General features: G+C 62.0%; 21 protein-coding genes and 1 pseudogene. 12 read left to right on the top strand and 10 right to left on the bottom strand.

The genetic code is table 11. The features are described from left to right. Positions 1-116: 116 nt before the first annotated feature. Positions 117-1,373 (bottom strand): tyrosine--tRNA ligase, encoded by a 1,257-nt coding sequence (gene tyrS, locus G5V57_RS25275; RefSeq protein WP_165170557.1) that lies wholly within the window; start codon positions 1,371-1,373, stop codon positions 117-119. Positions 1,374-1,421: 48 nt separating this feature from the next. Between tyrS and G5V57_RS25280 the strand changes: the two genes are divergently transcribed. Further along, positions 1,422-2,534, top strand: coding sequence for an anhydro-N-acetylmuramic acid kinase (locus tag G5V57_RS25280; protein WP_256378601.1), 1,113 nt, complete (start codon positions 1,422-1,424; stop codon positions 2,532-2,534). A 68-nt stretch (positions 2,535-2,602) separates the two neighbouring features. Further along, positions 2,603-3,496, top strand: coding sequence for a sigma-70 family RNA polymerase sigma factor (locus G5V57_RS25285; protein WP_165170559.1), 894 nt, complete (start codon positions 2,603-2,605; stop codon positions 3,494-3,496). A 36-nt stretch (positions 3,497-3,532) separates the two neighbouring features. On the opposite strand, the gene G5V57_RS25290 is transcribed toward G5V57_RS25285, so the two are convergent. The 6 genes and pseudogenes from G5V57_RS25290 to G5V57_RS25315 all read right to left on the bottom strand — a co-directional run bounded on the left by G5V57_RS25290 (position 3,533) and on the right by G5V57_RS25315 (position 9,025). Then, a complete protein-coding gene (locus G5V57_RS25290) occupies positions 3,533-5,077 on the bottom strand; it encodes a succinylglutamate desuccinylase/aspartoacylase family protein (RefSeq protein WP_165170561.1) in 1,545 nt (514 codons plus the stop codon). A gap of 1 nt (position 5,078) precedes the next feature. Next, the gene (locus G5V57_RS25295; RefSeq protein WP_165170563.1) at positions 5,079-6,077 is read right to left on the bottom strand and encodes an ABC transporter ATP-binding protein; all 999 of its coding nucleotides are present in this window, start codon (positions 6,075-6,077) and stop codon (positions 5,079-5,081) included. Further along, positions 6,070-7,050 carry an ABC transporter ATP-binding protein gene (locus G5V57_RS25300; RefSeq protein WP_165170565.1) on the bottom strand — a complete coding sequence of 327 codons (981 nt, stop codon included), beginning with the start codon at positions 7,048-7,050 and terminating at the stop codon, positions 6,070-6,072. The genes G5V57_RS25295 and G5V57_RS25300 overlap by 8 nt, the downstream gene beginning before the upstream one ends. Beyond that, positions 7,050-7,325 (bottom strand): annotated as a pseudogene (locus G5V57_RS25305) (ABC transporter permease); the annotation flags it as partial. The pseudogene G5V57_RS25305 and the gene G5V57_RS25300, both read right to left, overlap by 1 nt. Then, positions 7,318-8,145, bottom strand: coding sequence for an ABC transporter substrate-binding protein (locus tag G5V57_RS25310; RefSeq protein WP_371744620.1), 828 nt, complete (start codon positions 8,143-8,145; stop codon positions 7,318-7,320). The gene G5V57_RS25310 and the pseudogene G5V57_RS25305, both read right to left, overlap by 8 nt. Next, on the bottom strand, positions 8,114-9,025 hold the full coding sequence (locus G5V57_RS25315) for a serine hydrolase (protein WP_165170571.1): 912 nt from the start codon (positions 9,023-9,025) through the stop codon (positions 8,114-8,116). The genes G5V57_RS25310 and G5V57_RS25315 overlap by 32 nt, the downstream gene beginning before the upstream one ends. 133 nt (positions 9,026-9,158) lie before the next feature. On the opposite strand from G5V57_RS25315, the gene G5V57_RS25320 reads away from it, so the two are divergent. Next, positions 9,159-10,121, top strand: a complete 963-nt coding sequence (locus tag G5V57_RS25320; protein WP_165170573.1) for a LysR substrate-binding domain-containing protein — start codon at positions 9,159-9,161, stop codon at positions 10,119-10,121. Positions 10,122-10,935: 814 nt separating this feature from the next. Here G5V57_RS25320 and katG read toward each other — a convergent pair. Then, the gene (gene katG / locus G5V57_RS25325) at positions 10,936-13,119 is read right to left on the bottom strand and encodes a catalase/peroxidase HPI (RefSeq protein ID WP_165170575.1); all 2,184 of its coding nucleotides are present in this window, start codon (positions 13,117-13,119) and stop codon (positions 10,936-10,938) included. 159 nt (positions 13,120-13,278) lie between these two features. Here katG and G5V57_RS25330 point away from each other — a divergent pair, with 159 nt between their 5' ends. The 5 genes from G5V57_RS25330 to G5V57_RS25350 all read left to right on the top strand — a co-directional run bounded on the left by G5V57_RS25330 (position 13,279) and on the right by G5V57_RS25350 (position 18,922). Continuing rightward, positions 13,279-14,214 (top strand): hydrogen peroxide-inducible genes activator, encoded by a 936-nt coding sequence (locus tag G5V57_RS25330; protein WP_165170577.1) that lies wholly within the window; start codon positions 13,279-13,281, stop codon positions 14,212-14,214. Between the two features lie 80 nt (positions 14,215-14,294). Next, the gene (aqpZ, locus tag G5V57_RS25335; protein ID WP_165170579.1) at positions 14,295-14,999 is read left to right on the top strand and encodes an aquaporin Z; all 705 of its coding nucleotides are present in this window, start codon (positions 14,295-14,297) and stop codon (positions 14,997-14,999) included. Positions 15,000-15,504: 505 nt separating this feature from the next. Next, positions 15,505-16,659, top strand: coding sequence for an outer membrane protein (locus G5V57_RS25340; protein WP_165170581.1), 1,155 nt, complete (start codon positions 15,505-15,507; stop codon positions 16,657-16,659). Beyond that, a complete protein-coding gene (locus G5V57_RS25345) occupies positions 16,583-17,344 on the top strand; it encodes an outer membrane beta-barrel protein (protein WP_165170583.1) in 762 nt (253 codons plus the stop codon). Before G5V57_RS25340 ends, G5V57_RS25345 begins: the two co-directional genes overlap by 77 nt. A gap of 12 nt (positions 17,345-17,356) precedes the next feature. Further along, the gene (locus G5V57_RS25350) at positions 17,357-18,922 is read left to right on the top strand and encodes a sulfotransferase (RefSeq protein ID WP_165170585.1); all 1,566 of its coding nucleotides are present in this window, start codon (positions 17,357-17,359) and stop codon (positions 18,920-18,922) included. A gap of 131 nt (positions 18,923-19,053) precedes the next feature. Here G5V57_RS25350 and G5V57_RS25355 read toward each other — a convergent pair whose 3' ends face one another. Together G5V57_RS25355 and G5V57_RS25360 are read right to left on the bottom strand one after the other, a co-directional pair. Beyond that, a complete protein-coding gene (locus tag G5V57_RS25355) occupies positions 19,054-19,941 on the bottom strand; it encodes a hypothetical protein (protein WP_165170587.1) in 888 nt (295 codons plus the stop codon). Between the two features lie 53 nt (positions 19,942-19,994). Next, positions 19,995-20,642 carry an alpha/beta hydrolase gene (locus G5V57_RS25360; protein WP_165170589.1) on the bottom strand — a complete coding sequence of 216 codons (648 nt, stop codon included), beginning with the start codon at positions 20,640-20,642 and terminating at the stop codon, positions 19,995-19,997. A gap of 218 nt (positions 20,643-20,860) precedes the next feature. Here G5V57_RS25360 and G5V57_RS25365 point away from each other — a divergent pair, with 218 nt between their 5' ends. From G5V57_RS25365 to G5V57_RS25380, 4 genes are read left to right on the top strand one after another with little or no spacing between them, the layout of a single operon-like run. Continuing rightward, on the top strand, positions 20,861-21,352 hold the full coding sequence (locus G5V57_RS25365) for an Rrf2 family transcriptional regulator (protein ID WP_165170591.1): 492 nt from the start codon (positions 20,861-20,863) through the stop codon (positions 21,350-21,352). Continuing rightward, entirely contained in the window at positions 21,336-22,415 is a 1,080-nt protein-coding gene (locus G5V57_RS25370) for a cysteine desulfurase family protein (protein WP_165170593.1), read from the top strand. The genes G5V57_RS25365 and G5V57_RS25370 overlap by 17 nt, the downstream gene beginning before the upstream one ends. Before the next feature lie 11 nt (positions 22,416-22,426). Then, a complete protein-coding gene (gene sufB, locus G5V57_RS25375; protein WP_165170595.1) occupies positions 22,427-23,893 on the top strand; it encodes a Fe-S cluster assembly protein SufB in 1,467 nt (488 codons plus the stop codon). After that, on the top strand, positions 23,893-24,060 hold the full coding sequence (locus G5V57_RS25380; protein WP_165170596.1) for a hypothetical protein: 168 nt from the start codon (positions 23,893-23,895) through the stop codon (positions 24,058-24,060). The genes sufB and G5V57_RS25380 overlap by 1 nt, the downstream gene beginning before the upstream one ends. Positions 24,061-24,111 lie beyond the last annotated feature (51 nt).

The following is a 24,111-nucleotide window of genomic DNA, read 5'->3' on the forward strand; positions in this document are numbered from 1 at the left end:
ACATAGATCACGATGAGTTTGGATTGAGTCAATCCAAACTCATAAACGCGATCGATCTCAATATTTTAGCGCGGGATTCTTGCGAAAAACCGGTGTCCACTTTTTCGCATCCCGCGCTATGATGCGGCTTTCAGCAGCACATGCTTCTTGCGGCCCATCGACAACTTGATGACGCCGTCCTGATTGAACGAGGCCTCGGAGAGCTGCAGCTTGTCGTCGGCGACGGCCATGTCGTTCACCTTGATGGCGCCGCCCTGGATTTGCCGGCGCGCATCGCCATTGGAGGAAGCGAGGCCCGCCATCACCAGCGCCGTCAGGATGCCGATCCCGGCGCGGAAATCGGCCGCCGGCACGTCGATCGAGGGCAGGCCTTCGGCGGCCTGGCCTTCCTCGAAGGTGCGGCGCGCCGTCTCGGCGGCTTCGAGGGCCGCTTCCCTGCCATGGAGGAGGGTGGTCGCTTCGGTCGCCAGCGTCTTCTTCGCCTCGTTGATCTCGGCCCCGCCCAAGGCCGCCAGCCGCTCGATCTCAGGCAACGGCAGAGTGGTGAAGAGCTTCAGGAAGCGCGCCACGTCGGCATCCTCGGTATTGCGCCAGAACTGCCAGTATTCATAAGGCGAGCGCATATCGGCATTGAGCCACACGGCGCCGGAGGCCGTCTTGCCCATTTTGGCGCCGGAAGCGAGGGTGATCAGTGGCGTCGTCAGCGCATAGAGCTGATGCGTGCCCATGCGCCGGCCAAGATCGACGCCGGTGACGATATTGCCCCACTGGTCGGAGCCGCCCATCTGCAGATTGGTGCCATAGCGCCGCGCCAGCTCGGTGAAGTCATAGGCCTGCAGGATCATATAATTGAATTCGATGAAGGACATTTCGTGCTCGCGCTCGAGCCGGAGTTTCACCGAATCCATGGTCAGCATGCGGTTGATCGAGAAATGCCGGCCGATGGCGCGCAGCATGTCGATGTAATTGAGCCTGGTGAGCCACTCGGCATTGTCGACCATGATGGCGTCCTTGGGGCCATCGCCGAATTTCAGGAACTTGGCGAAGACGCTCTGGATGCCACGCTTGTTCTCCTCGATATCCTCGAGGGAGAGCAGTTTGCGGCCTTCATCGCGGCCCGTCGGATCGCCGACGCGGGTGGTGCCGCCACCCATGAGCGCGATGGTCTTCTGGCCGGTCGTTTGCGCCCAGTAGAGCAGCATGATCTGGACGAGCGAGCCCACATGAAGGGAGCGTGCCGTGCAGTCGAAGCCGATATAGGCGTTGACCTCGTTCCTTGCCGCGAGTTGGTCCAACCCGTCGAGATCGGATCCCTGATGGATGTATCCGCGGGTGGAAAGAGTGTTAAGGAATTCGGACGAGAACTTGCTCATAACAGGCCTAAATTTAACGCGAACGGGCTCTTACCACGGGATTAGCGCGTGTCAAAACTCTACACGGCCCTGGGACTCATGTCCGGGACCTCCCTCGACGGCATCGATATCGCCCTCATCACAACCGATGGCGAGGCGACGGTGAAGCGGGGGCCATCGCGCACCTATCCTTACGTGCCGACGCAGCGGGCGATGCTCAAGGACGCTCTGAAAGACGCGCTTGGCCTCAAGGACCGGCACGAGCGGCCGAAGAGCCTCGCCGAAGTCGAATGGGCGTTGACCGAATGGCACGCACTGGCGGTTGAAGCCTTCTGTCAGGAGCTGGGGCTAACCTCCACAGATATCGACGTAATCGGCTTCCACGGGCAGACCGTTCTGCACCGGCCCGAGCGCCGCCTCACGGTGCAACTGGGCGACGGAGCCCTGCTGGCGCGCCGGCTGAGATGTCGTGTGATCTATGATCTGCGCGCTGACGACATCGCCGCTGGCGGGCAGGGAGCGCCCCTGGTGCCGGTCTATCACCGCGCCTTGGCGCAGAGCCTCGAGGCGTTGCCCTTGGCTTTCCTCAATATAGGCGGGGTAAGCAACGTCACCTGGATCGGCGCCGATGGCACGCTCATCGCCTTCGACACCGGTCCCGGCAACGCGCTCCTCGACGATTGGGCGTTGAAGACGACGGGACGGCCGGTCGATACCGGTGGCAGGCTGGCCTTCTCGGGCCGCGTCCACGAGGCGGTGCTGGCGCAGTTCCTGGGGGATTCCTTCTTCGAGGAACAGCCGCCCAAATCACTCGACCGCGACAGCTTCGGCTCGCTCGATCTCGGCGGCCTGAGCCCGGGCGATGGCGCGGCGACGCTCACCGCCTTCACCGCAGGCGCGGTGGCGCTTTCGCGCAATTGGTTCCCGGCCGATCCGAAATGCTGGGTGATCTGCGGCGGCGGGCGCAAGAACCCGGCTTTGATGGCGGCATTACGCGCCGCCTTGCGTCTGGGCCCCGAGGCCATTCTCCCGGCCGAGGCGGTAGGCTTCGATGGCGATGCCATGGAAGCCGAAGCCTGGGCCTATCTCGCCGTGCGCAGCCTGAAGGAGTTGCCGATCACATTCCCCGGCACCACTGGCGCGCCGGAGCCGATGACCGGAGGGCTCAGCGCGGAGCCCTGAAAAAGCCGCCGGGTCGTGTCACACCCGGCCATGTCGTCTCGTCTTGGAAAAATGATGGGAAGAGAACCATGCGCGCGCAGATATTCGAGACGCACCGGAAATATCTGACCGGCCTCGCTTATCGCATGCTCGGCTCCTATGCCGAGGCGGAGGATGTCGTCCAGGACGTCTATTTGCGCTGGCACCGGACGGACCAGCGCGAGGTGGTGGAGCCGAGAGCCTTCCTGACTCGGGTCACCTCGCGGCTCTGCCTCGATGTCCTCAAATCGGCGCGCCGGCGGCGTGAGACCTATGTCGGCCCCTGGCTGCCGGAACCCTTGATCGAAGGGCTCGTCGATGAGAGCTCACCGGCGGAGGAACTCGCTGGCGATCTGTCTGTGGCGATGATGCTGGCGCTCGAGCGATTGTCGCCGCTCGAACGCGCCGCCTTCCTGCTCCATGATATTTTCGAGATGGGCTTTCCAGCGGTGGCCGAGACGATCGGGCGCAGCGAGGAGAGCGCCCGGCAACTGGCGAGCCGGGCGCGTCGGAATCTGCGCAGCGGCCGGCCGCGCTACAAGGTCGAGGCCGCGGAGGAGGGCGCCATCACCCGCGCCTTCCACGAGGCCGCTTCGCGCGGCGACCTGGCGGGGTTGAGCAAACTCCTCGGTGACAACGTGGTCCTGCAATCCGACGGAGGCGGCAATCGCACCGCCGCCGTGAAGATTTTGAGCGGCATAACGCAGGTGGCCAAGTTCCTCACCGGCTATGGCCTGAAGACATTCGCGAGCCACGGGGTGATGCCGGTGCGCTTCACCCGCATCAACGGCATGCCGGGCTTCGCCACGATCGAGGCCGACGGCCTGCCGCAGACCATGTCCTTCGAGATCACCGACGGCAAGGTGACCGGCATCTATGTCGTGCGCAACCCGGAAAAGCTGAAGCACATCACGGCGGAGTGGATCAGAGATGACGCCAAGTGAGGCGTGTCGCTTGGCCGCCCTCTCGCTCCTGAAATGTCAGCCGAGCCTGGAGCTTGGCGTGCACAGATAGCAGAGCTCGTGGTTCGCCTCGGCATTCATGCTTGCGAAGATCACGGCGCCGTCATAGGGGGCAAGGATGTCCGTGCCGTCAGCGCGACGACCGATGACCTCGCCTTCGGTCACAGCCTCGCACGCCTTGAATGGGCGCACGAGGCGGTCGTCCTCGTGAGCGGCGAGTATGACATCGACGATCTCCAGAACGCGCGGCTTTCTTATGGCTGGCGAGGCTGCTGTGATGACCCCCAGATGGGCAAGTCCGTTGACGACACACTCATAGCCAATCAGCTGGGCGTCCGGAGCGAGATGCTGACCGCACTCCACGGTCACGCCATAGCCTCCGGAAAACCGCATATATTCGGTCGTTCCCACGCCCTGCAGGGATGAGATCCCGTTTACCCCGGCCGCCTGCTTCTGACCCTGGGCCTTCTCATGCGCAGCGAGCCAACCATGAACGACCAGAGGCAGGTTCATCGCCTTGGCCAGCGCCGCCTCGGCATCGGCATAAGCAAACGGTTCCAGGGCGCCCGTGTTGTCTTGCGGGCCGATCAGCGCGAATGCCTCGCCTTCGCCATTGAAGGAATGCAGGTCAATCAGAACATCGTGGGCGCGCAGGAGCGGGCAGAGCACATTGGCCACGCGATCCTCATTATCCCGCGGAATCGGGCTTTCGCTCAGGTTGCGATTGAGGTTGCGATGGCCGGCGCGGGTGTTCTGCCGGAAGGCAAGGCCGTTGACCAGGGGAACGAAAGTCAGCGTGCCACGCTCAAGCAGCCGTGCGCCCGAACGGAATTCTGCGATCAGCCGGGCAATGGCATATGGGCCGGCCGGCTCGTTGCCGTGAACGGCTCCGGTGACGATGACGCGCGGCCCTGGCCTCAGGCCATGAAAGGTCACGCTCTCGATCGCTTGCGGCGCGGCGGCGACCAGCGGGGCAGGCGCCTTGGCCTCATGGTCCACCGGTGCGATATCGATGTACATTCCCGGGCGCAGGCGGCGTCCCAATTCCAGAAGATCCTCATGTGCGACCACTACGCAACCCGCGGTGCCTGAATAGTCGGGCCGCGCCGCGTGCATGAAGATGGCCGAGCCACCGGCAGCCATTGTAAGGGAATCGTTCCAGCCAACGGGAATGAACAGGTCGAAGAGGCTTTCGCCGCGCCGCGAGGGCTGTGTCTCGTCGGTCTCAAATACGAGTTTGTTGTAGAAGGCGCTGCCGGGGTCCTCGATCCAGCGATAGTTCGGTGGCTTGGGCAGGAACGGAAAGTCGAAGCCTCGTGGCGCATCTCCGAAGACATCGGGATCGTAGAAGCCGTAGCGGAGCGGATACCGCCCGATTGGCGTCTTGCCGTCTCCCTCGCGCTTGTGCTGCGGCTCGACGAGGCCCCCGCGCCCGACGGCGCATTTGACCGTCCAGTCGTCGATGGTGAGCGTGCCGATATGTGCCGCGCCGGGGTCGTGGCCCACGCGAACGACAATCGTCTTCTGCTCCAACGTTCCGACCATGAAGGGGTTCTGGTTCATTCTATTGACCTCTGGGTAGTAAATGACAACGGGCGCGATGGGCTTGCGCAACCGGCGTGAAGTCGGGCGCGTCGCCCTGGCGACAGGCGTCGATGGCAACGGCGCACCGGGGATTGAAGGCACAGCCGGGAGGAGGGTGCAACGCGGTTGGCGCCTCGCCTTTCATGCGCCGTTTCGTAGCGACCGGCGTTATTGGGTCGGGGATCGAGGAGATCAGTGCCTGCGTGTAAGGATGCATCGGCGCGGTGAAAATGTCGCTCCACCCCCCTTCCTCGACGATACGGCCCAGATACATGACGGCGACGCGGTCGCTCATATGCTCGACCACCCCGAGGTCGTGCGAAATCATCAGGAGGGCGATGCCGAGATCGTCCTTCAGCTGCATCAGCAGATTGATGATCTGCGCGCGGATCGAGACGTCCAGAGCCGAGACAGGTTCATCACAGACCAGCAGCTTGGGCTGGATGATGAGCGCCCGCGCAATGCAGATGCGCTGGCGTTGTCCGCCGGAAAATTCGTGCGGCAGCCGGTCGGCGGCCTCGGGCTTCATGCCGACGCGCGCCAGCATATCGACAACGCGGGCTTCGATCTCGTGGCGGTCGCCCATGCCATGCAACCGAAGAGGGCCGGCCAATGCTTGACGGATACTCTGGCGGGGGTTGAGCGACGCGAAGGGATCCTGAAAAACCATCTGCACGTTGCGTGCATGGCTGAGTGGATTGCGTCGCACGGCTTCCGCGACATCCTGCCCCGCGACACGGACGGATCCGGAAGTGATGGACACCAATCCCATGATCGCCTGCGCGAAAGTGGACTTGCCGCAACCTGATTCACCCACCAGGCCGAGGCATTCGCCCGCCCGAATGTTCAGGGTGATGCCATCCACGGCCTTGAGCGACTTTCTGCGCAGACCTTCGCGTACGGGATAGTGGACGCAAAGGTCGCGCGTATCGAATGCGTCGACCGGCCCTCCGGGCGGCACGCCGGTGAGTTCAGCCATGGTGGAAGCACCTTATCCTGCCATTTTGGGCCAACGGCTTGGCGGGCGGCATATCGGCGCGGCAGAGATCGGTCGTGCTGCCGCAGCGCGCCGCGAAACCGCAGCCCTGACCTCGCTCGGTCAAAGCGGGCACGACGCCCTTGATCTCCTGGAGCGGTTGGCGTCCTTTCTGCAGTCGCCGGCCGAGACGTGGCAGGGACGCGACCAGTCCGCGCGTATAAGGATGGCGCGGATCGGTGAAAATCTCGCTCGCCGCGCGTTCTTCCACGATGTGCCCTGCATACATGACGGCAACCCTGTTGCAGATGCGGGCAACAAGCCCCAGATCGTGCGATATCATCAGCACGGCCGTACCGCGCGCCCGGCATAGATCGAGGATCAGCTCGACGATCTCCGCCTGAATGGTCACATCGAGCGCCGTTGTGGGTTCATCCGCTATGAGCAAAGCGGGGTTGCAGGCCAGCGCGATGGCGATCATCACGCGCTGCCGCATCCCGCCCGAGAGCTGGTGCGGATAGTCCCGGATGCGACGCTCCGGGCTCGGCACCTGCACCTGCTCCAGCGACTCGATTGCCTTGACGCGCGCCTGACGTCCGCTCATGTTCTGGTGCAGCAGAAACATCTCGCCGATCTGATCGCCGATGGTCATCAGCGGGTTCAGCGAGGTCATCGGCTCCTGAAATATCATGGCGATGCGGTCGCCGCGCAAGCGGCGCATGTCGCGGTTCGAGAGCTGGTTGATATCGCGTCCCTCGACGTCAATTCGTCCGCCGGCGATGTGCATCGGGTCCCGCAGCAGCCCGGCAATGCTCAGGGCGCACAGGCTTTTGCCGCAACCGGACTCGCCCACCAGGCCGAATACCTCGCCGCGCTCGATGGCAAAGCTCAGATTGCTGACAGCGGCGAAATCTCTCTCCTTGAGGCGCAACGTGATCGACAGGTCGTCGACCTCGAGGATTGGTTGATCGGCCATCAGCGCTTCGCCTTGCCGTGCGGGTCGAGAATGTCGCGCAGACCGTCGCCCAGCATATTGAATCCGAGTACCGTGGCGAACAGCGCGAGGCCGGGAAACAAAGCCACCCAAGGCGCGACCATGAGCTGTTCGCGAGCTCTTGCCAGCATGCCGCCCCAACTCGGCGCGGGCGGCACGACCCCGAGACCGAGGAAGGAGAGAGCGGCTTCGGCCATGATCGCGGAGCCGATGCCCATGGTCGCCACGACGATGAGCGGCCCGCTGATGTTAGGCAGAGAGCGCGCTGGTGTCGTCCGAGATGGTGAAGTCGACCGCATCGGCATAGGGTTTGCCCTGCTTGTAGTACTTGTCGAATTTCTTGCCGGAGATGCGCGAGCCCTCGATGTGCTCGACGAAGCTGAATGGTCCGAGACCGACCGGCTGGGTGAGGAAATTGCCACCTTCCACCTCTTCCCTGGGAATGATGGCGGTGATCGCCTCGAAGAAGAGCATGCCAGGATCGACGAAATCACTGAAGGTCATCGAGAATGTGCGGTCGTCGATCTTCTTCAGCCCGCTGATTTCCTTCGCCTTGCCGTCGGCGTAGTCCTTGGCACCCGCCAGCGTGCCTACCTGCACCGAGCCGGGATAGCCCTTGGTGGGATCCATGACGCGGGTATAGGACCAGATGACGTCGTCGGTCGTCAGCTTGCGGCCGTTGTGGAAATAGATGTTGTCGAACAACTCGTAGGTATAGGTCTTGCCGTCTTCGCTGGTGCTGACCAGTTTGGCGAGGTCGAGCGCCGGTGCGTTATTCGAGGAATCCCACGTGTAGAGCGCGCGGTGGAAGGCCTTGGAGACAACCATGTCCTGTGAATTGTAGCTGACGTGCGGATCAAGGCTCTTGAGCGCGGCACCATAGGGCGCGGCAAGTTGCAGCTTTCCGCCGGAAACCGGCTCCTGCGCCCAGGGAGTACCCATGGGCGCCGCCATGGCGATCGCCGCCGCCACGAGCAGGGTCTTCAATCTGAATCGATAGCTCATCGTTATTCCCCTTCCTGGTTGTTGTTTCATTCCTGAGAGCTCAATCGGCAGCCCGGCCAAAGGCATGCCCATAGAATCGTCGCGCGAATTCGGGCAGGAAAGTTCTGTCGCCCGCAGGCCATGTTCCGTCCGTCATCACACAAAGAGTAAAACTCCGCCCGTCCGGCAGCTCGGCATAAACGAGATCGTGCCGTGTCCATGAGGTATGGCCGGCCTTCGACCAGGTCCTGACTTCGGCGGGCAGCCCTTCGACAAGAAAGCCGCGGACCTGATCGCCTTCGGGGTCGATGCCGGAAGCGTTGCGCTGAAAATCGCGCGACAGGAGGTCCATCATCCACCCGGAGCGGGGGCTGGCGCCGCGTGCGATATCGTGCATCAAGGCCGCCCCTGCGAGTGCCGTCAGCAGATTGCCGTTGCCGTCGCGGCGGGCCTGGAAGGCGCGGCCATAGGGACTATCCTGATAGGTGCCGTGCAGGACGTTGATTCCTGCAAGCTCGGAACGGTTCTGCGCCGTGTACCAGTTCTGCACCCGCGCGCGCCGGGCGCACCAGTCCTCCAGCGCCTGACCGTAAAGCGGCGCCCCATCATCGGCCCCGGTCAGCCGCCCGACCAGATAGACCGTCGCCTCGTTCGAGGACGTCCTGATCATATCGGCGGCGGCGCGGTAGTCTTCCGGCTCGCGGTCAAGGAGACCTTCGTCGTGAAAGCCGGCGAGGGCGTTCAGATAAAACAGCTTCACCACGCTGGCCGGATAGACCGGCGAAACGGCCCTGTGTCCCCACCATGATTGCCCGATGAAGGGTCCGGGATCGGCGTGACGAAGTGGTGCATCATAGAGGCAGGCCGCAACCGAGACGTGGTCTTCACCCAGGGCGCCCTGCGTCTGTTCCAGTGCCCCCACAAAGGCATCGGCCGCAGGATGCGTTGCTGAAACCGGCGCCGGCCTGGCCATTCAATCCCCCAAGTGCAAAACCGGGGTGATTTAGGCACCGAAAGATCTATCTTGCATATAGAAAAGTGGATGTAAGTTCATTCGTTTTGGATATGATTTGGCGCGACTTTAGTATTTGCGGTGGTCATGTCTGATGGCTGTTCACACAGATCATATCAATTTACGCCAGGTGGAGATTTTCCGTGCCACGATGAAGTTCGGCACCGTTACCGGCGCGGCGGCGGCGCTCGGATCCTCCCAGCCGACCATTACGCGTGAGTTGGCGCGATTGGAAGCGCATGTCGGCTTTTCACTTTTCGAACGCAAACGTCAGCGTCTTGTGCCGACGGCGCGGGCAATCAAGCTCTATCAGGAGGTGCAGGCCTCATTCATCGGCCTGGACCGCATCAACGGCGTTGTCGAGCGGCTGCGGGAGGCTTCCGAGGAAGTGCTGACGGTCGCCTCGCTTCCGGCCTTCGCGCAAACGATCCTGCCGGAGGCGATTGCCCGCCTGGCCGTTGCCTATCCGAGCCTGACGTTGAATATCAGCACTGTCGATCCGCGCAACCAATCCTCGATTTCCGGTTTCAATTTCGACCTCGGACTGATCGAAGACGTCTACACCCAACGCGATGCGGAGGTCACCATGCTGGGGACTTTCGACCTGGTTGCCATTGTTCCGACAGCGCATCCGTTGGCTGGGCACGAATATTTGCAGCCGAGTGATTTCGAAGGGGTCAGCTTCATCAGCCTTGGCCCGAATGATCCCTATCGTTTGCCCGTCGAGCGCGTGTTCGACCGGGCGGGAACAAAGAGGCGGCTGTCTCTATCGTCGCAATCGGCAGGCAGTGTATGTGAACTGGTGAGCAGGGGGCTTGGCATCGCGATCCTCAATCCGCTCTCCGCGCTGGGCTATGAAAGTCCGGCCCTGGCCCTGAAACGGTTCGCGCCAAGACAGAAGTTCATCGTATCGGCCCTGCGCCCGCTCAATCGCCCCGCAGTGGCCACATCCGACCAGCTTACAAGTCTCTTGCGAACGATATGTATGGAAAAGCAGGCGCTGCTGCTGCGCAAGGGATTGGCGCTTCCCGACGAAGCCGAAAGCTGTTCCGGATAGCCTGCCCACCTTGCGAAATTTTACGTGGCGACATCCGCCGGCGGCTTGTTGGTGGCTGCCTTTGCCAATTGACTTCGCTGGACGTTTTGTAGCGAATTTCCGGCAACTTCTCCTCTTGGTGCGCAGCTTTCTTGACCAGACGAAAAATAGCTGCGCCAGGGGTGGTCGTTGCAGTTCCGCCATGCCCCCATGACCATCGGCGTGAGGCATCGATGTGAACTCCGGAATCACTTAATCCTTTCTTTGTATCCTCGGGGCGTTGAGGTGTCCCTGTATCGGCCGCATTCAATGGCCGGCCAGGGATGGTCTGTAAATTCGCCGGCCGCGACGGAGTCCCGGCAGATTGACTTGCAGCTCCATCGCCTGTCGTCACGCCCGGCTGTGATGGGGTGGAAAATCCCGTTCCTGCAAGCGCAGGTTTGCCGTTGCTTCCGTCGCCAGATGCCGTGCTGGTTTGTGCGACATTCTCGAGGACATCACCGCCATCCTTCTTGGTCCACGCGCTTAGCAAAGCTTGCACGATTTCACGGAGTATTCGAAGAGCGAGAGCCATTCGTTTTATCCTTTTATTCGGAGTTCGGATGGAGGCTGACGGCATCTATTCGGGGATGAAACGCCCCTGGAGTGGCCAACCGGGTGCTGCTGTCGAAGTCCGAACGCAACTCCAAGCTTGATATTTCCCAATCCTGCCGTTTGGCCCACGATGTCAAGCGCCCGTCGCCGCGTCGGGAGAAGGCCAGAAATGAAATGAGCCGCAGGATCGCTCCTGCGGCTCTCGGCTGTCGCCTAGAAGGCGAAGCTCATTGCTCCGAGATCAGGCCAGATCGAAGCGGTCGAGGTTCATCACCTTGATCCACGCCGCCACGAAGTCCTTGACGAACTTCTCTTTTGAATCCGTGCACGCATAGACTTCGGCCACGGCACGCAACTGTGAGTGCGAACCGAAGATGAGGTCCGCGCGTGTGGCGGTCCACTTGACTTCGTCCGTCTCCCGGTCGCGCCCTTCGAACGTGTCCTTCGAGTCCGCCAGCGCTTTCCACTCCGTGCCCATATCGAGCAGATTGAGGAAGAAGTCGTTGGTCAGCGTCTCGGGCCGCTGGGTGAGGGCCCCGTGCTTGCTCTGCCCGGCATTTGCGCCGAGGACGCGCAAGCCGCCGACGAGAACCGTCAGCTCAGGCGCCGTCAGCGTCAGCAGCTGGGCACGGTCCACCAGCAACGCCTCAGCCGAAAGGCGATGGCGGCCGCGTTGATAGTTGCGGAAGCCATCAGCCGTCGGTTCTAGTGGCGCAAAGGAGTCGACGTCGGTCTGCTCCTGCGAGGCGTCCATGCGGCCCGGCGTGAAGGACACCTTCACGTCGTGGCCTGCGGCTTTCGCGGCCTTTTCGACGGCGGCACTGCCGCCGAGAACGATGAGGTCGGCAAGCGAAACCTTCTTGCCGCCGGCGTTGAACTCCTTCTGGATCGCCTCGAGTTTCTGGAGGACCTCCGCCAGCTGAGCCGGCTGGTTGACGTCCCAATCCTTCTGCGGCGCGAGCCGAATGCGGGCGCCATTGGCACCACCGCGCTTGTCGGAACCGCGGAATGTCGAGGCCGACGCCCAGGCCGTCGAGACCAGCTGCGAGACCGACAGGCCGGAGGCGAGGATCTTCGCCTTCAGCGCGGCGATGTCCTGCTCCCCGATCACGTCATGATCGAGCGCCGGAATAGGGTCTTGCCACGACAGCTCTTCCTTTGGAACGAGGGGGCCCAGATAACGCGCGACCGGGCCCATGTCGCGATGCGTCAGCTTGAACCAGGCGCGGGCGAATGCATCCGCGAACTCATCCGGATTCTCGAGGAAGCGCCGGGCGATCTTCTCGTAGGCAGGATCGGCCCGCAAGGCGATGTCGCTGGTGAGCATGGTGGGCGCATGACGCTTCGACTTGTCGTGGGCATCCGGCACGGTATTGGCGCCCATGCCATGTTTCGGTTGCCACTGATGCGCGCCGGCCGGGCTCTTGGTCAGCTCCCACTCGTAACCGAACAGGTTCCAGAGGAAATTGTTGGACCATTTCGTCGGCGTCGTGGTCCAGGTGACCTCGATGCCGCTGCCGATCGTATCGCCGCCTTTGCCGGTGCCGAACTTGTTCTTCCAGCCGAGGCCTTGCTCCTCGATGCTGGCGCCTTCCGGAGCAGCACCCACCAATGCCGCATCGCCCGCACCGTGGGTCTTGCCGAAAGTGTGACCGCCGGCGATCAGCGCGACTGTCTCTTCATCGTTCATCGCCATGCGCCTGAACGTCTCGCGAATGTCGCGCGCCGAGGCGACCGGATCCGGGTTGCCGTTCGGGCCTTCCGGGTTGACGTAGATCAGGCCCATCTGCACGGCAGCGAGCGGATCGTCGAGATCACGGTCGCCGCTATAGCGCTCGTCCGCCAGCCACGCGCCTTCGGGGCCCCAATAGATGGCCTCCTCGGGCTCCCACACGTCTTTGCGCCCGCCGGCGAAACCGAACGTCTTGAAGCCCATCGATTCCAGGGCGACGTTGCCGGTGAGGATCATCAGGTCGGCCCAGGAGATCTTGCGGCCGTATTTCTGCTTGATCGGCCACAGCAGCCGGCGTGCCTTGTCGAGATTCACGTTGTCGGGCCAGCTGTTGAGCGGCGCGAAACGCTGCTGGCCGGCACCGGCGCCACCGCGGCCGTCGCCGATGCGATACGTGCCCGCGCCGTGCCATGCCATGCGGACGAACAACGGCCCGTAATGGCCAAAGTCGGCCGGCCACCAATCCTGCGAGTCGGTCATCAGAGCTTTGAGGTCCTTGATCACGGCATCAAGGTCGAGGCTCTTGAATTCCTTGGCATAGTCGAACGCTTCGCCCATCGGATCGGACAGGCTGGAATTCTGATGGAGAACCTGAAGATTGAGCTGGTTCGGCCACCAGTCGCGATTCGTCTTGGCTGCTGTGCCATGCATGACCGGGCATTTGCCCGCGCTATCATTGGTCTTAACGTCCATTTTTGCTCCGATCCTGGCTAAGTTGATGTCCTGGCTGAGTCGCTTTGGCCATTAGGGAATCGCCGCGAATGGCCTGTTCCCCCGTCTCGCCATCCCGTCTACTAGAGTTCCGCGATCAATTTAACTTGGATTTTTTGATTGCGGTGATAAAATAAAGTTATGAACAACATAACGATCAAGCAATTGCGTTATTTCGAGGCGCTCGTCCGGCATAGCCACTTCGGACGCGCGGCGGATGCCTGCGCGATCACACAGCCGGCCATGTCGGTGCAGATCCGGGATCTGGAAGAATCGCTCGGCGCGGAACTCTTCGAAAGAGGAGCGCGACAGGTCCGCCTGACCAGTTTCGGAGAAGAGTTTGCCCTGCGCGTGCGCGAAATATTGCGGTCGGTGGATGAACTGGCGGACCTGGCGCGTGCCTCGCAGGACCGGCCGACGGGACGGCTGCGTCTGGGCGTGATCCCGACGATCGCCCCCTATCTGCTGCCCACCATCATCGGAAACTTGACGCGCGCTTATGAAGGCCTTGAAATTCATGTGCGCGAGACGCTGACACGGAAGCTTATTGAAGAGCTGGCGGAGGGCCGGCTCGACTCGGCGATCGTCGCCCTCCCGGTTTCGGAGCCTTCGTTGACTGAGGTCGCGCTGTTTGCTGAGAATTTTGTGCTGGTTCGGCCGGGCGAGGATGAAGGAAAGCCGGTGCCCAATGCCGAGGCGCTGCGGGAGATGAGGCTGCTTCTGCTCGAAGAGGGGCATTGCTTTCGCGATCAGGCCCTGTCGTTCTGCAATATGCATACGGTGCGGCCACGGGAATTGCTGGAGGGCAGCTCTCTGTCCACATTGGTCCAGATGGTCGGTGCCGGCATAGGTGTCACCTTGATCCCGGAAATGGCCGTTGCCGTGGAGACGCGATCGGCCCCGGTATCCGTAGCTCACTTCAAGAGTCCGCAACCCGCGCGGACAATCGGCATGATCTGGCGCAAGACAAGCCCGCTCGGCAAACAGCTCAAACAGATTTCCGAAGTCGTCCGCCGGTCGGCCGATATGTTACGAGAGCGGCACGAGCCAAGGTCCCGGGGCGCCGTCCCGGCCTGACGCACCGCGCGACATTGAACTTTCGTTCGGAGAGCTTACAAGAGCCTCGGACTCACTCAATCGAGTCGGAGGGGATTTACATGCAGAATAAACTTGCGGCGGAATTCTTTGGCACATTCTGGCTGGTTCTCGGCGGTTGCGGAAGCGCGGTTCTGGCAGCGGCATTTCCTGGCGTCGGCATAGGCCTGCTGGGTGTCGCTTTTGCGTTCGGCCTCACCGTGCTGACCATGGCCTATGCGGTGGGCGGCATTTCCGGAGGACATTTCAATCCGGCCGTTTCGGTCGGCCTTGCAACCGCGGGCCGCTTTCCGTGGGCCTCTGTCGTTCCGTACGTCATCGCTCAGGTGATCGGCGCCATTGCCGCGGCGGGAGTGCTTTATGTCATCGCTTCGGGCAAAGCGGGTTTCGTGATCGACCCCGCGGCGGCGGGCGCTTTCGCGACGAACGGCTATGACGCGCATTCGCCCGGCGGCTACTCGTTCACAGCCGCGCTCACCACCGAAGTCGTGATGACCGCCTTCTTCCTGATCATCATCCTGGGCGCCACGGGCAAATCGGTGCCGGCGGGTTTTGCCCCGATCGCGATTGGTCTTGCGCTGACGCTCATCCACCTGATCTCGATCCCGGTGACCAATACATCGGTCAACCCGGCGCGCTCGACGGGACCGGCGCTCTTCGTCGGCGGTCTGGCGTTGCAGCAGCTGTGGTTCTTCTGGGTCGCTCCGCTGATCGGCGGCGTGCTTGGCGGCCTCATCTACAAGGGACTGCTGAGCGAGAAGAACTGAATCACGATGGGTTTGGATCGAAGCGATCCAAATTCATGACGTGATCGGTGCTGATTTTCGAGCGCGGGATTCTCGGATCCCGCGCTTTTTTGTTTCTGCACGCCGAACGAGTTCGACGCCACCAGCCTCTCTACCATCGTGCAACTGGTGGATGACGGGCGTGGACGCGGCGAAAACTCCGGACGCCGCGCAAGCGACGGGTCCCGGGCCTGCCGCCATTTTGTAGCTAATGCGCTACCGAAACGGAGAGCTCTGTCGCGTATCTGTGAAAAAAATGTCGCAAGGAGGCAAAAAAATTATCGTTTCGGCGTCTTGGATGTTGACGTCCAAACACGCAGGGGTGCTTACTCCGTGTAAGGGACGGGGGATCCTGAGGCCTCCGCGAAGGGGCCCTCCGATCGGCCGCAGGCGGTCGGGGGAGGCGGGTGTACCTCATCCGCGGAACTCGGCGATCGAATGATGGGGCGCTATGATGCGGTTGAATTTGCGCAGTTCAGCTTCAACATTGGCTTTGTTGCTTGCGGCAACCGCCTATTCGCACGCCTCCCGAGCCGCCGATATCGGCCAGCCCATGGTCGAACCCGACTGGTATCTGAGCGTGTTCGGCGGCGCCAGCTTTGCGCAAGGACTTGCCACCATCAGCAGTCAGAAGGAGATCAGGCTCAATGACGGCTTCCTGCTGGGCGGCGCCATCGGCCGAAACCTTGGCGAGGGGCTGCGCTCAGAGCTCGAAATTTCCTATGCGACGAACGACAATGACTGGGCCCAGGAACTTGCGGGGGGAACCAAATACGAATTGAATGGCTCTACCTCCGCCGTCTTCGTCCTGGGCAATCTCTGGAAGGATATCCGTCTCAGCGACACGGTTCAGCCCTATGTGGGGGGCGGTGTCGGCGTGGGCATCCTCAACTCCGATTCGGAATCGGTCGACGTGGACTGGGACATTGACGGCTTCGGCCTGGCCGGTCAGCTTGGCGCCGGCCTGCGCTTTGCGCTGACTGAACGGCTGGCGGTCGATGCCGGCTACAGGCTCAGAGCCGTTGTCGACGCTAGTTCCAACAATGGCGATAATGACAATGGCGTCTTTTCCTTTTACAGTCATGGCGTGCAGCTGGGCGCATCCTACGCGCTCGGCGCGGACTCCCGTATCATAGGCGCCGCGGGCGATCCGTCCTCCTGGTATGTGAGCCTCTTTGCCGGCGCCATCTTCACCGAGACGGGCTGGAACTATGGCGGCTCGTCCTATCTGATCGACCATAAGACGGGCTTTACCGTCGGCGGCGCCGTCGGCACACATATCGCTCCGGAGCTGCGCGCCGAATTGGAGCTCTCCTATGCGCGCTCCAAGCTCGAGAACTATTCCGAGCGCGACAATGACACCCAGGATGCGAGCGGGGATCTGGAGCAGGGCTTCATCCTGGCCAATATCTGGAAAGATTTCGAGTTTGGCCTGTTCACGCCCTATATCGGCGGCGGTATCGGCGTCGGCGTGCTGCATTTCGATGACAGCGAGCTCGACAGCGACAAGATGTCGAACGACACCAATATCGGCCTGGCCGGACAATTCCGGTGTCGGCGCCCGGATGGCGGTCGCCGACAGCATGTCGATCGAGGTCGGCTATCGCTTCAAGAGCATTCTCGATGTTCTCCTGACCGGTGAGGAGGACGAGCTTGGCAACAATGCCGATGTTTCGACGCAAAATCACGTCATTCAGGCCGGCTTCAACTGGGGGCTGGGTGCTACTGTCACGCCAACGGCGGACGTTGCGCCGGAGGCTTATGGTGCAAACTATGTGAGCGTGTTCGGCGGCGTGTTGCTGCCCGAGGACACGCACGCCAATATCGACGATCATGATTATCTGGTGAAGTTCAAGACCGGCTTCACCGTCGGCGTGGCGCTCGGCGGCAATATCACTGAATCTCTGCGCGGCGAGGTCGAGGTCTCCTATCAATCCTACGATGTCGACAAGGTCGATGAAGGAGAGGAAAACGTCGATGAGTCCGAGGGCGATGTCGAGGGCTACTTCCTGATGGCCAATCTGTGGCGCGAGGTCGAGGTTAGCGGTGTCAGGCCTTATTTGGGCGGCGGCGTCGGCATGGCGCTTATGGATGTGAACATCACCTACGACACCCGCATTCACGACACCGATCACACGGATCTCGCTTTGGCCGCCCAGGCGGGCGCCGGCCTGCGTGTTCCGGTCAGCGATCAGTTCATGCTCGATCTGGGCTACCGCTTCAGGGGCGCGATGAGCGTTCTCACCGAAGCGACCAAAGACGACGACAACAATTCCTCGACCTATTACACGCATAGCGGACAGGTGGGGCTTCAGTGGGCCTATTGATCGCTCGGTAACTTGATACGGCCAATAACAGCGCGCCAGACAGCCCTTATCGCCAAGGGCATCGCGCTTCACAAGGCAGGCCGCTTCGTGGAGGCGGAGCGGGCCTATCAGACGGTGCTGCGCGAAAATCCCGAGCATCCTGATGCCCTCAATCTCATGGGGGTGCTCGCGATCGAGGCAAACCAGTTTCGGATTGCCATCGACTATATGAGCACGGCGGTGAAGCTGGCGCCGGACAAGGCCATCTATCGGAACAATCTCGGCAATGCCCTGGTCATTTCATCGCGGGCGGAAGAGGCGGTGCCGCATCTCGAAAGGGCGGTCAGGATCGATCCCGCTTATGCCGAGGCTTGGGCCAATCTCGGCAAGGCCTGGCGGCAGATCGGCGATATCGAAAGAGCCGGGAAATATCTCGCCAAGGCGCTGGAGGCCGCGCCGGGCTTTCTGCAGGCGCAAATCGGCTTGGCCGAGATCCAGTCGCAAATGGGACAGTTCGCGGAGGCCGAGGCGGCCTTCTCGCGGATCCTGCTTCTCAACCCGCGCAATGTCGAGGCGTTGTGCGGTTTGGCCGGAACGCACAAATTCGCGGCCGGAGACCCGCTGATCGAGAATTTCGAGAGAATGCTGCGCGATCCGGCACTTCGCGACGACGAGCGGGCGCCGCTGCATCATGCCTATGGCAAGATCTGCAATGATCTCGGCCGTCACGAGGATGCCTTCCGGCATTTCACGCGCGGCAAAGAGCTCAAGAAACTTAAATTCCACATGGAGCTTCATCGCGCGACCTACGCCGCCGCCAAAGGGCTGTTCACGCCGGGCTTCTTCGCCGCGCGCCGGCATTTCGGCGTGCCGGACCAGCGGCCGGTCTTCATCGTCGGCATGCCACGCTCGGGCACGACGCTGACCGAGCAGATACTCTCCAGCCATCATGCGGTGGCGGCGCTTGGCGAGTTTCCCTATCTACGCAAGATTGTCGGTGGTCTTTCCTTCGGTTCACCCGACCCGAAAGCCTTCACCGCGAAGGTGGCGGCCTTGTCGGCTGGCGAAATTGCCGACCTCGCCAAGGCCTACTGCAAAGCCTATGAGCGGGTGCCCGAAACGGCCCGGCGCATGGTCGACAAGAGCCCGCATAACTACGAGCTCCTGGGTCTGATCGCCCTGATGTTTCCCAATGCCAAGGTCATCCATTGCCGGCGTTCGCCTTTGGACAACTGCGTGGCGGTCTACCTGCAGAACTTCAATGAGAGCCACGGCTACAGCGGCGATCTGGCTACGCTCGGTCACTATTATCGCGAATATCAGGGTTTGATGGTCCATTGGCGCGACGCGTTGCCGATCAGGATGCTCGATGTCGACTATGAGAGCACCGTGGCCGATTTTGAGTCCGGCGCGCGGGCGCTCATCAGCCATATCGGTCTCGACTGGGACGAGAATTGTCTGCGCTATTTCGAAACGAAGCGGCAGGTGACGACGCCCAGCCGCTGGCAGGTCCGCCAGCCCATCTACGACTCGTCCGTTGGCCGATGGAAGCATTACGAGAAGTTCCTCGCCCCGCTCAAATCGGCGCTCCGCATCTAGAGCGCCGGACGCTCACATGGAATCGGTCCGGCGCTCTAACTCTTTGATTTGCGCATCGGATTATCCAAAAACCGCTTCGCACTTTTCGGTCCGATGCTGTAGTGCGCTGAACGCGAAGCTGGGGCGCCCGATCAGTCGCGATTGCGGAATTGTTGGGAGTAGCTGAAGGTGAAGCGGGGAGAAGCGGCCATTTTCGCCCGGGTTTCCGCCAATTCGTGTTCCAGACGCACGCGATGGGCTCTGTTCTCCCACCACTTCTCGATGCTGGCAAAGGGGACGCGTGCCGGAAACATGGCCCCGCCACCATAGCGCTCGACGACGGTGTCCAGATACGACCCTTCCGGTGGCCCCAATTCCTGCGGGAAGCCGATGGCGTTCCATATCTCGTTCCACAGATGCACGAATGTCGAGGTCGCCAGGCGCTCCCCGAGCTCGTCACGGGCGCGCGGGTCGAACAGCTTGATGACTTCGGAATAGTCGATTTCATAGGCTGTTTTCCGCTCATGCACTCTGTGTGCGAGCCCGTGCCTTGCGACCAGCGAGGAGATGAGATCGGGGCCGGTCTGCCCCCACCGAGCCTCTTCGATGACGGCTTCGATCTGTCGGATCGCGTCGTCGACCAGCGGCGATTCCGCGGGCAGGCGCATGACGGCGGTCCCCACGACGTTGCTCTGGATCTGCCTGGCTAGAAAGAAATCCGTTGCCGGCAGATCGTCGCGCTGCACGAGGACATCGGTATCGAGCCACCATTCACCGCGCTTCAGAAGCTTGTAGCGAAAGAGGTTGGAATGAAGCGACGGACTGCCGGCGCCGAAGCCGCTCTTGTAGCGATGGACATGGCCACCGAGATCGAGAATTTCCTCGGCGGGACGCCGTATTGCGCCGGGCGGAAGCGTGATGTCCGCATCCGCGGTGTAGACGATGGCATCGAAACCATGGGCGACCCAGCTCGCCAGGCAAAGTGTCTGATACGGGCTGGCGCGTCCTGCCCAGAATGTGCAGAAACTCGGCCGACTCACATTGCCTCCCAATGGCCTTGCTCAAGCTCTCGGGCGCGGTGCCGGTGAAAGCCTTACGCCTCGCGCGCCAGCCGCTTGTCGAGATAGCCGGCGCAGATCTTGGTCAGATCGTCGATCTTGTCCTGGAAGAAGTGGTTGGCGCCCGGCATCACCTTGTGCTCGATGACGATGCCCTTCTGGGTCTTGAGCTTGGTGACGAGCGTGTTGACGGCTTCCGGCGGGGTCACCGTGTCCTTGTCGCCATTGACGAACAGCCCCGAGGCCGGGCAGGGCGCCAGGAACGAGAAGTCGTAATGTTTGGCCAGCGGCGCCACCGAGATGAAGCCCGAAATCTCCGGGCGGCGCATCAGAAGCTGCATCGAGATCCAGGCGCCGAAGGAAATGCCGGCTATCCAGCAGATCTTGGCCTCGCGGTTATGCGCCTGCAGCCAGTCAAGGGCGGAAGCGGCATCAGAAAGCTCGCCGGCACCATTCTCGAACAGGCCCTGGCTGCGCCCGACGCCGCGGAAATTGAAGCGCAGCACCGAAAAGCCGCGTTGCGCGAACATATAATAGAGCTGATGCACGATCGGGTTGTTCATCGTGCCGCCGAAGCTCGGATGCGGATGAAGCAGGATCGCGATGGGGGACCCTTGAGCCTTGCAGTGATGGTAGCGCGCTTCGATACGGCCCGCGGGCCCATTGAAAATCACTTCAGGCATGAGCGAGTGTCGATCCTGTTCTGCATCTGGCGGTCATTGAATAGGGGCAAAAACCGGCGGAATAGTTGACTCCGGTAGTCGGATTTTCTATATCCTTGTTTAGAACCGTTCAAAGAAATATAGAATCCCACGGACGCCGGGCGAGGCCGGTCCTTAGCACGGCTCCAGGGTGAAATGGCAAGTTTTCTCGCAAACGCGGCGGCAACGGAAGAGCAACCATGAAACTTTCAACCAAGGGCAGATATGCGGTGATGGCCATGGTCGATATCGGCCAGAACGGCGAGGGCCGGACCGTCTCGCTGGCCGAAATCGCCGAGCGCCAGGACATCAGCCAGGAATATCTGGAGCAGCTTTTCGTGAAGCTGCGCAAGGCGGGCCTCGTGCAGAGCGCCCGCGGTCCGGGCGGCGGCTATCGGTTGGCCCGCGATGCCGACGACATCGTCATCTATGACGTCATCGCCGCGGTGGACGAGCCGATGAAGGTGACCCGCTGCGAGGGTGACGCGGTCGAAGGCTGCGTCAAGGGCGAGCGCTGCTGCACCCATGACCTTTGGTCATCTATCGGGCGCCAGGTGAACACCTTCCTAGCCAATGTCACGCTCGATGACGTCGTCAACAAACGCAATTTGGCGCTCGCGGCCTCGATCCGCCAGGCCAAGGCGCGCCATGTCCGAAGGGAACCGGCCGAGGTCAATGCGCACCTATCTTGACCATAACGCCACGAGCCCGCTGCGCGAGACCGCCAGGACCGCGATGCTCGCCGCGCTCGAGCTCAAAGGCAACGCGTCCTCGATCCACGCCGAGGGCCGCGCGGCGCGTGCATCGCTCGATGCTTCACGTGAAGCCGTGGCGCGCGCTTTGGGCACGATCGCGCCCATGGTCGTCTTCACCTCGGGCGGCAGCGAAGCCAACAATCTCGCCCTCAAGGGGGCGCCGGCCGAGCGCCTGATCGTATCAGCGGTCGAGCATCCATCGGTCATTGAAGCCGCCAAGGCTTCCGGCAAGCCAGTAGACGTCCTGCCCGTCGATGGCTCCGGCGTCGTCGACCTGGCCGCGCTCGATGGGCTGCTGGCAACCGGGCCCAAGGCGCTTGTCAGCGTCATGCTCGCCAATAATGAGACTGGCGTCATCCAGCCGCTGCGCGATGTCGTGGCGCTGGCCCAGAAGCATGACGCGCTCGTTCACTGTGATGCGGTCCAGGCCCTTGGCAAGATCGCCGTCAATTTCGGCCTGCTTGGCGTCGACACCTTGAGCGTCTCGGCGCACAAATTAGGCGGCCCGGTGGGCGCCGGGGCGCTCGTCATCCGCGATGGTCTCCCGGTCACGGCTCTCCTCCAGGGCGGCGGCCAGGAGCTGCGCCGGCGTGCCGGCACCGAGAATGTCGCCGCGATTGCCGGCTTCGCCGCCGCGGCGGAGGAAAAGCGAATCGAAATCAGACACTTGCGCGACGCGCTTGAGGAGCGGCTTGAAGGTGCTGTGATCTTCGGCGCCGCCGCCGAGCGGCTGCCCAATACCAGCTGCTTCGCACTGCCGGGGCTTTCCGCCGAGACGGCGCTCATGGCGCTCGACCTCGCCGGCATCGCCGTCTCCTCGGGTTCGGCCTGCTCCTCGGGCAAGGTCGCGAAATCGCATGTGCTGGCGGCGATGGGGTTGCCCCCGGAACTCGCCGGCAACGCCATCCGCGTCAGCCTCGGCTGGACGACGACGGCGGCAGACATCGAACATTTCATCACTGCCTGGGACCGCCTCGCGGCCCGGCGGAAAGCGGCATAGGGAAGTTTAGAATGGCCGATATCGACACCATCGAACTCGTCAAGGACATTGACGTCGACAAGTACAAATACGGTTTCACCACCGAAATCGAATCCGATCTGGCGCCCAAGGGCCTCAATGAGGATATCGTCGCCTTCATCTCGAAGAAGAAGAACGAGCCGCAATGGATGCTCGACTGGCGTCTCGAGGCTTATCGGCGCTGGATTCAGATGACTGAGCCGACCTGGGCCAAGGTCCATTATCCCAAGATCGACTTCCAGGACCTGCATTATTACGCCGCCCCCAAGAGCATGTCGGGCCCGAAGAGCCTCGATGAGGTCGATCCCGAACTGCTCAGGACCTATGAGAAGCTCGGCATCCCGTTGCGCGAGCGCGAGGTGCTGGCGGGCGTCCAGAGCCCTAAGGTCGCGGTCGATGCGGTGTTCGATTCGATCTCCGTCGTCACCACCTTCAAGGACGAACTCGCCAAGGCCGGCGTCATCTTCTGCTCGATCTCGGAAGCGGTGCGCGAGCATCCCGAACTGGTGAAGAAGTATCTGGGCTCGGTCGTGCCGCAGGGGGACAATTTCTATGCCGCGCTGAATTCGGCGGTCTATACCGACGGCTCCTTCGTCTATGTGCCGCCCAATACGCGCTGCCCGATGGAGCTTTCGACCTATTTCCGTATCAACGAGAAGAAGACGGGCCAATTCGAGCGCACCTTGATCATCGCCGACAAGGGCTCTTACGTGTCCTATCTGGAAGGCTGCACCGCGCCGACGCGCGACGAGAACCAGCTGCATGCCGCCGTCGTCGAGCTCATCGCGCTCGATGACGCCGAGATCAAATATTCGACGGTGCAGAACTGGTATCCGGGCGACAAGGAGGGCAAGGGCGGCGTCTATAATTTCGTGACCAAGCGCGGCGATTGCCGTGGCAAGAACGCCAAGATCTCCTGGACCCAGGTCGAGACCGGCTCGGCCATCACCTGGAAGTATCCGAGCTGCATTCTGCGCGGCGACAATTCGCGCGGCGAGTTCTACTCGATCGCCATCTCGAACGGCCGCCAGCAGATCGACTCCGGCACCAAGATGATCCATCTCGGCAAGAACACCTCGAGTCGCATCGTCTCGAAGGGTATAGCCGCGGGCAGGAGCGACAATACCTATCGCGGCCTCGTCTCGGCGCATCGCAAGGCGACCAATGCCCGGAACTTCACGCAGTGCGACTCGCTTCTCATCGGCGACAAATGCGGCGCCCATACCGTGCCCTATATCGAGGCGAAGACGCTCTCGGCCCATTTCGAGCATGAAGCGACAACGTCCAAGATCTCCGACGACCAGCTGTTCTATTGCCAGTCGCGCGGGCTTTCGCAGGAAGAGGCGGTGACGCTCATCGTCAATGGCTTCGTGCGCGACGTGCTGCAGCAATTGCCGATGGAGTTCATGGCCGAGACGCAGAAGCTGATCGGCATCTCTCTCGAAGGAAGCGTCGGCTGATGTCCAGGCGCCGCGATGACATCTGGTTCGTGCGCTCCAATGGTGGGCAGAGGGCTTATCCCGTGACCGCCGAGGGCTGGCGCGCCGTCTGGGTGTTCGTGGCGGGCATCGTGGCTTCCGGCATCATGGGCGCCGTCCTTGCCCAGACGATGGAGACCTGGCTCTGAGTGACCATTACGGCGATCGGCATGGGTATCGCGGCCATCTGGTTCGTCATC

It is taken from the genome of Nordella sp. HKS 07, assembly GCF_011046735.1.
GTDB lineage: Bacteria > Pseudomonadota > Alphaproteobacteria > Rhizobiales > Aestuariivirgaceae > Taklimakanibacter.

Bases quoted from the DNA above. Each gene is read 5' to 3' on its own strand.
- G5V57_RS25380 (WP_165170596.1), top strand. From the start codon at position 23,893: ATGTCCAGGCGCCGCGATGACATCTGGTTCGTGCGCTCCAATGGTGGG.
- tyrS (WP_165170557.1), bottom strand. From the start codon at position 1,373: ATGAGCAAGTTCTCGTCCGAATTCCTTAACACTCTTTCCACCCGCGGA.
- G5V57_RS25295 (WP_165170563.1), bottom strand. From the start codon at position 6,077: ATGGCTGAACTCACCGGCGTGCCGCCCGGAGGGCCGGTCGACGCATTC.
- G5V57_RS25310 (WP_371744620.1), bottom strand. From the start codon at position 8,145: ATGGGCATGCCTTTGGCCGGGCTGCCGATTGAGCTCTCAGGAATGAAA.
- G5V57_RS25285 (WP_165170559.1), top strand. From the start codon at position 2,603: ATGCGCGCGCAGATATTCGAGACGCACCGGAAATATCTGACCGGCCTC.
- G5V57_RS25315 (WP_165170571.1), bottom strand. From the start codon at position 9,025: ATGGCCAGGCCGGCGCCGGTTTCAGCAACGCATCCTGCGGCCGATGCC.
- G5V57_RS25320 (WP_165170573.1), top strand. From the start codon at position 9,159: ATGGCTGTTCACACAGATCATATCAATTTACGCCAGGTGGAGATTTTC.
- sufB (WP_165170595.1), top strand. From the start codon at position 22,427: ATGGCCGATATCGACACCATCGAACTCGTCAAGGACATTGACGTCGAC.
- G5V57_RS25345 (WP_165170583.1), top strand. From the start codon at position 16,583: ATGGCGGTCGCCGACAGCATGTCGATCGAGGTCGGCTATCGCTTCAAG.
- aqpZ (WP_165170579.1), top strand. From the start codon at position 14,295: ATGCAGAATAAACTTGCGGCGGAATTCTTTGGCACATTCTGGCTGGTT.
- katG (WP_165170575.1), bottom strand. From the start codon at position 13,119: ATGGACGTTAAGACCAATGATAGCGCGGGCAAATGCCCGGTCATGCAT.
- G5V57_RS25290 (WP_165170561.1), bottom strand. From the start codon at position 5,077: ATGAACCAGAACCCCTTCATGGTCGGAACGTTGGAGCAGAAGACGATT.
- G5V57_RS25360 (WP_165170589.1), bottom strand. From the start codon at position 20,642: ATGCCTGAAGTGATTTTCAATGGGCCCGCGGGCCGTATCGAAGCGCGC.
- G5V57_RS25300 (WP_165170565.1), bottom strand. From the start codon at position 7,050: ATGGCCGATCAACCAATCCTCGAGGTCGACGACCTGTCGATCACGTTG.
- G5V57_RS25330 (WP_165170577.1), top strand. From the start codon at position 13,279: ATGAACAACATAACGATCAAGCAATTGCGTTATTTCGAGGCGCTCGTC.
- G5V57_RS25370 (WP_165170593.1), top strand. From the start codon at position 21,336: ATGCGCACCTATCTTGACCATAACGCCACGAGCCCGCTGCGCGAGACC.
- G5V57_RS25365 (WP_165170591.1), top strand. From the start codon at position 20,861: ATGAAACTTTCAACCAAGGGCAGATATGCGGTGATGGCCATGGTCGAT.